Raw genomic sequence first — 6,372 nt, 5'->3', positions numbered from 1 at the left:
CACGTCCTAAGGTTTGAAGAGCGGACTGAACGGCAGCATAGCCGCTGTAGAAGATCACGACGGCTAGTGTCGTGAGGCATCCCGCCAGATTCCACCAAAGCCAGGACACGTCAGGGGCAAGTTGCCATAGCGACAGATTGAGAACGGCACCACAGAGAAAGGCCGTGACCGCGATCCGCGATGCTGTGCCCGGTAGCAAAATAGCAATTACAAACAAGCCGAGCAACGGACCATTAATGAGTGAGCTTACTTTATTGATCGATTCCAAAAGTGTGCTGGCGATATGCTCTACGCTAAAGGAAAAGGCCACAGCAAATACGCCCCAACACAGCGTGACCCCCTTGGATTGCACAAAGCGACCGCGTTCTGAGCTGCTCTCCCTTGTCGGCAGGAAGTCTTCAAGCGTGCTAGCGGAGAGACTGTTCAGGGCAGAATCTATTGAGGACATAGCCGCAGCAAATAATCCGACGATGGCAAGACCCGCCAAACCGGGCGCGAATTCGCGCATCACAAAGGAGGGGAACACCAGATTAAGATTTGGTGCACCTGATGCGGTGACGGGAAGTTCACTCAGAAACTCGGGCCTCTGTAGCGCATACGCCGCCAAACCGAGTCCAAGTAAGCAATAGGCCAGCACCAGGGGGAAGCGCATGAGGCCATTCAACACGAGAATTTTGTTGAGATCTCTTTCGTTACTCGCAGCTAATAAGCGCTGTGCTTGGCTCTGATCACAGCCGTAGTAGGCCATGTACAGAAAAAGGCCACCAAACAGCATGGGCCAGAAGCCGTAGTCGCTTGCGCCGCTAACGCCCCAGTCGTTCATCAAGGGCTGGCTGCGCTCAGCGAGAGCATCCATGTTCGACCAGAGATCGGGTGCTAAATAAACCAAAGAAATCAGTACAGCACTGATTAGTAGCAGCATTTGAATGACGTCTGATACCACGACCGCACGCATCCCGCCCATGACGTCGTAGGTCACCGTGACGCCCATCAGTAAAGCCACTGCCGGGATGTATCCGATTCCAGTTATCAAGGCCAGAACTGACGCGACGCCGTAAACTGTGACGCCGGTGGCTATGCCGCGAAAGAGCAAAAAACTGGCACTGGCAGTGAGCCGCGCTCCAGAACCTATGCGTTGTTCTAGAAATTCGTAGATCGAAATTACGCCGCTGCGGTGTATGGCGGGAAACAAGAATGCAAGACCAAGCATCGCCAGCGGAACCGCGAGCTCGTATTGGAGCCAGAGCAAACCGCCACCAGCGGCAAACCCTACAAAGGCGGGTGCACCAAGCAAGCTGTTTGTGGAGCACTGCGTAGCGAGAATTGATGTTGCGAGTGCCGGGGCTGGTAAGCCTCCACCGAGGTAGTACTCCCGCTCGGTGTGCTGGCTGCGGCCTAGCCACGCCGCAAGCGCCAGCATCCCAAACAGATAACTGCCGATAACCCACCAATCGAGAGTGGCCAAACTGCTTGCCTCCAGCGTGCATAAACGTCAATCATAAAGGATTGAACAAGCGATAAAAGAGAAGCAACTATGAACAGGATAAAAGCCGTAGGTTTTGGTTTACTCGCTCTGAGCGCACTGGCGCAGCAAACGGTACTGGCCGGCGAGGCCGTCGAGTACCAGGTGGCGGGGCAGAAGTACGAGGGTTATTTTGAGCCCGCGGACAACAGTCGTGGTTTAGTTGTCATTGTTCATGACTGGGACGGTCTTACGGACTACGAAGTCAAACGTGCCGAGATGTTGTCTGCCATGGGTTACAGCGTATTTGCTGCTGATTTGTTTGGTGCCGGTGTGCGGCCTACAGAGACTAAGGACAAGATCGCGCTCACTGGCGCGCTCTACGAAGATCGAGAGAAAATGCGCTCGCTCATGCGTGGCGCTATGGCCGCCGCCAGCGACAGTGGTGCTGATGTTTCTGAAGCCGTCGTTGTCGGCTACTGCTTTGGAGGCACTGCAGTCTTGGAACTCGCGAGATCCGGAGAGCCACTTAAAGGATTTGCAAGTTTCCACGGAGGCCTAGCGACGCCAGAGGGGCAGAACTTCGATGATACTCAAGGCGCGGTGATGGTATATCACGGCAGTGCCGATACCTCTGTAAGTATGTCTGATTTCGCTTCACTGGCGGAGCAATTAGAAACCGATGGCGTACCTCACGAGATGACGACCTATAGCGGTGCGCCCCATGCCTTTAGTGTGTTTGGTAGTCCGCGGTACCGAGAGAAAGCTGATCGACAATCATGGGCATCTTTCACAATCTTTCTTGATGAAATTTTCGAGCAATAAGTGAGAGCTTTCCGGAGATCGACGTTGATTCAATCTATGAACTGCCCCAAGCAGTGTGGCCATGCAATCACCAAGACCGCGATTGCAGCAGCGCTCAGCGCGGCTCTTGGAGTGTTCACGTTGGTAGCCCACGCTCAAACCGCACCTCCGGGCGAAGTGATGGATCTCTATGACATTGCCACAGCGCCCTCCGCTGAGCGCGTGATGAGTGATATCGAGACGCTGGTCAATTTTGGAACACGTCATACAGCCTCAGATGCGGGGAGTGAAACGCGAGGAATTGGCGCCGCGCGGCGCTGGATCTTTGCCGAGTTCGAACGCATCTCTGCCAACTGTGGTGGATGTCTAGAGGTTATCTACGTTGGAGAAACGGTAGCGGGGGAGCGTCGGGTCCCTGACCCCGTCGAGATCGTTTCAGTACTCGCTATTCAGCGCGGCGCACTGGATCCCGATCGCATGGTGCTTATGTCTGGCGACATAGATAGCCGCGTATCGGACGTTATGAACGCAAGCTCCGAGAGTCCCGGTGCCAACGACAATGCCTCGGGGGTTGCAGGGGTCCTGGAGGCTGCACGGGTTCTCAGTCAGTATGAGTTTGACGGCAGTATTGTCTACGCGGCCCTGGCAGGCGAAGAGCAGGGCCTGATAGGCGGGCGAATCGTCGCGGCCCACGCCCTGTCGCAAGGCTGGCAAATCAAGGCCGTGTTGAACAACGATATGATCTCAAACATTTCTGGTATTGATGGCGTGATCGACAACAGTGTTGCGCGAGTGTTCTCAGAAGGCACTCGTGCGGTGGAGACCGAAGAAGAAGCGCGCGCTCGACGATTTACCGGCGGGGAGGTCGATAGCCCCTCGCGGAACCTGGCACGGTACATAGACGCCATGGCCGATCGCTACATGACAAATCTGAATGTAGAAATGGTGTATCGTCTGGACCGTTTTGGTCGCGGAGGTCATCACCGACCCTTCAATGCGGTGGGGATTCCTGGAGTCCGCATTATGGAAACTCATGAGCATTATGATCGGCAGCATCAGGATCTTCGTGTGGAGGACGGTCGAGAATATGGCGACACCCTCGATGGAGTGAACGCCCCCTATGCCGCAAAACTCACAGCACTCAACGCAATATCTATGGCCGGTATTGCGGGCGCTCCACCGTTTCCTAAAGATGTAAAGGCTACCGGCGCAGTAAGGGCGTCTGCAACACTCAGTTGGTCACCAGGTGGGAATGAAAAGGCTAGAGAGAATCTCGCGGGGTATCGTGTGTGGTGGAGGAAAACCACCGCAGCGCAGTGGGCTCATTCTCGGTTTGTAGGCAATGTTAGCGAATGGGAATTCACCAACTTGGTGATCGATAACTATTTCTTTGGCGTATCTTCGGTTGCCAAGGATGGCAGCGAAACCCCCGTAGTGTTCCCTGGGCCGGCGGGGGCTTTTTAGAGGTCGCAGTATTCGACCCGGGAGTCAGCGCCAATAGAGCCGGAATCAGATTCGGGCTTTATGAACAGCGAGCAACTCAGCACGCAGTTGCCCCAGAGACTCGCGCTGGGTTTCAAGTATGCATATTCCCACAGAGTCTTTTGAAATCGATTGGCGTAGATAAAACTGCAACCTGGGGTGGTTGGTTAAGGCACTGAGAACCTTGTCAGCCTCGTGTACCAATATGTTGATAGCGCATTCGCCGGTCAGTTCTTCGACCAGAAGCCCGTCGCCCACCAGCCCGTTAAACCCGTGGAGGACAATGCATCGTAGCTGCCGCGCACTGAACACAGAGGCATAACGTTGGATGCCTGATAGAACGCTATGAGCAGTTCTTCTGCGGAACTGTTCTGCGGTTCTTCCCAAGCCGTGAGTGCATTAAGCCCAAAGGTTCGAACCGTATGCCCCGACAGAGTCTAAAACGACAGGCAACACGGCGTCTTGAAGGGCGTGTGAAGGGCATCTAAAACCAAAAAAACGCCCGAAGGCGTTAATTTGATGAAGCATTTGGCGGTGGGCTAAGGATTCGAACCTTAGGAAGGGATAAACCTTCAACGGTTTTCAAGACCGCCGCTTTCGACCACTCAGCCAGCCCACCGGATTCTCGCCTTGCGGCCAGAGGACGGGATTATACCTACTGATCGCAGCGTGGCAACGGTAGTCTTCACCTTCATTGACAAGACAAGGGTTTTCGGTCCGCTCAATGCCAGTATCACTCGAAGGCGGAGCCATCGTCCGAGTAGATCACCCAGATCTTCTTATAGCCTTCGGTCTCCCAGATTCCGGTCCATTCCTTGGGGATGGTCACTGCCTCACCGGCAGAGATCGTAGTTACAGAGCCGTCGCTGGATGTCAATGTGACGCCACCCTCCAAGAAGTACATGAACTCATCTACGCCGTAAGGCTCTTCGATAACCCATCGCGATTTTCCTGCCAGATACATACCGCTGGCAAAGCGGCCGTCCGATGACATGAGCGAAGTAATGTCCTTTACGGTAGCTGCGCCTTCACCTTTCACCAAGGTGTCCGGGTGGTCAAAAATTGCGCCTGCAATATCGTTGCTGCTCATTTCTGCGGGATAAACTGTGTCCTGGGCGAGCACTGACTGCATTGGAGCGATCAATAGGCCCGCTAGAAGCCCTGCCAAGGTCATTTTTCTCAAAGGTAATACGTTCATGGTGTTACTCCTATTGGGTAATTGGGTGCTATGTGACAGTTAAAAAAAGCGATCAAACAAGGTAGCCCACCGCAAGATAGCCGACTCCGGCAATAGCGGCGGCGATGAGTGCATAGGGAAGCTGAGTAAGCGCATGCTGCATGGGTGTGCAGCCTGTGGCTTGGGCCGTTAAAACAGTGGCATCTGAATAAAAGCAGGCATGGCTGCCAAAGGTGCTGGCAGATAATGTGGCCCCGATTAACAGCGTCATGTCGGCATTCAAGTTTTGTCCCAAGGCGGCAACAATGGGCAAGATGATCACAAACACACCCCAGTTGGAACCTGTTAAAAACGATACCAAGCCCATGGCAACAAAGATGGCAAAGGGAAGTAGTTCTGCAGTCAGTATGGGTTCGAGATTGGCGACCACATAGGTCGCAAGGCCAAGGTCATCGTTGACCTCCTTGAGGATGAAGGCTGCAACCAGAACCGCCAACGGCTCAATCATGGTTTTAAAGCCGTCCAAAACCGTGTCGAAGGTATCGTGTAGATCAAGGATGCGCAGTCCAAGGACCACGACAATTGTGGCACCCAGAGCGATGTAGATCCCCACAAGGAAGTCATTTCCTGATGCGATGGTGGCGGCGACTAGACACACCATAGGCGCTACAAACAACCAAAGACGGGGTTTGACCCCAGCTTTGGGCTCTATGGAGCGGTTGGCCGCTTCGATGTGGGCGGCTTCTGGTGGCACGGTGACTCCGGTAGTTTGAGCGCGCTCTTCGGCGGCTCGCATACTGCCGAGTGATGGGATCCATCCTGCGATGACCAATGGCACTACGAGCACCGCAGCCCAGGCATAAAACATGTAGGGGATAGCGCTGATATAGACCTGAAGACCTTGGCCCTCTTCGGCCAAACCGTTGGCCACAATCAATCCTGCAAAGAACGCACCCCAGGTGGAGTAGGGGACGATGACGCTGATGGGAGCAGCAGTGGAGTCCACAACATAAGCCAGCTTCTCACGCGATATGCGGAATTTGTCGGTGATATCCCGCATTGCTGCCCCCACCGCGAGAGAGTTGAGGTAGTCATCGACGAACATGGCAATACCCATGAGCCAGGTAGCAAACAATGCACGGCGCTGATCGCCCACGCGATCACTTAAAAAATGAGTAAACGCACTGGTGCCGCCGCTACGCATGAGCAGTGCGATCAAGCCCCCCATCAGACCACATACCAGTATTACCCACGCTACATCCGGGTCCGTCAGAACGCTCACCGAGGCCTCGGCCATGCCCGTAACAAACCCCGTGCCAAACAACATCACCAAGCCGAGCAGCGAGCCGCATAGTAGCGATTCAATAGGTCTTCGCGTCCACACCGCAAGGACAAATACCAAGGTTGTGGGTAACAGGCTTAGTGCACCGGGGTGAGTTGGATCCAT

At 54.4% G+C, this 6,372-nt stretch carries 6 protein-coding genes and 1 tRNA gene; 2 read left to right on the top strand and 5 right to left on the bottom strand.

Annotation, left to right across the window (positions count from 1 at the left end; translation table 11 throughout):
* Nucleotides 1–1,465: sodium:solute symporter family transporter (locus ACI9KD_RS04700; RefSeq protein ID WP_414979999.1), on the bottom strand; the 1,465-nt coding region annotated here is incomplete at its 3' end.
* A 69-nt stretch (nt 1,466–1,534) separates the two neighbouring features.
* Here ACI9KD_RS04700 and ACI9KD_RS04695 point away from each other — a divergent pair.
* Both ACI9KD_RS04695 and ACI9KD_RS04690 read left to right on the top strand, forming a co-directional pair.
* Nucleotides 1,535–2,287, top strand: a complete 753-nt coding sequence (locus tag ACI9KD_RS04695; protein ID WP_414979998.1) for a dienelactone hydrolase family protein — start codon at nt 1,535–1,537, stop codon at nt 2,285–2,287.
* Between the two features lie 24 nt (nt 2,288–2,311).
* Complete coding sequence (locus ACI9KD_RS04690) at nt 2,312–3,730, top strand: M28 family peptidase (protein ID WP_414979997.1); 1,419 nt, start codon at nt 2,312–2,314, stop codon at nt 3,728–3,730.
* 45 nt (nt 3,731–3,775) lie between these two features.
* Here ACI9KD_RS04690 and ACI9KD_RS04685 read toward each other — a convergent pair whose 3' ends face one another.
* From ACI9KD_RS04685 to ACI9KD_RS04670, 4 genes are all read right to left on the bottom strand, one after another.
* Nucleotides 3,776–4,006: a hypothetical protein gene (locus ACI9KD_RS04685; protein WP_414979996.1), complete on the bottom strand. Its 231-nt coding sequence runs from the start codon at nt 4,004–4,006 to the stop codon at nt 3,776–3,778.
* Between the two features lie 271 nt (nt 4,007–4,277).
* Nucleotides 4,278–4,367, bottom strand: a tRNA-Ser gene (locus ACI9KD_RS04680).
* Nucleotides 4,368–4,481: 114 nt separating this feature from the next.
* Nucleotides 4,482–4,946 (bottom strand): cupin domain-containing protein, encoded by a 465-nt coding sequence (locus tag ACI9KD_RS04675; RefSeq protein ID WP_414979995.1) that lies wholly within the window; start codon nt 4,944–4,946, stop codon nt 4,482–4,484.
* Between the two features lie 52 nt (nt 4,947–4,998).
* A complete protein-coding gene (locus ACI9KD_RS04670) occupies nt 4,999–6,372 on the bottom strand; it encodes a Na+/H+ antiporter NhaC family protein (protein WP_414979994.1) in 1,374 nt (457 codons plus the stop codon).

This window comes from Congregibacter sp. (genome assembly GCF_047617445.1).
Taxonomy (GTDB): Bacteria; Pseudomonadota; Gammaproteobacteria; order Pseudomonadales; family Halieaceae; genus Congregibacter.
The sequence above is the reverse complement of the archived record's forward strand: the minus strand, read 5'-3'. Positions and strand labels throughout refer to the sequence as shown.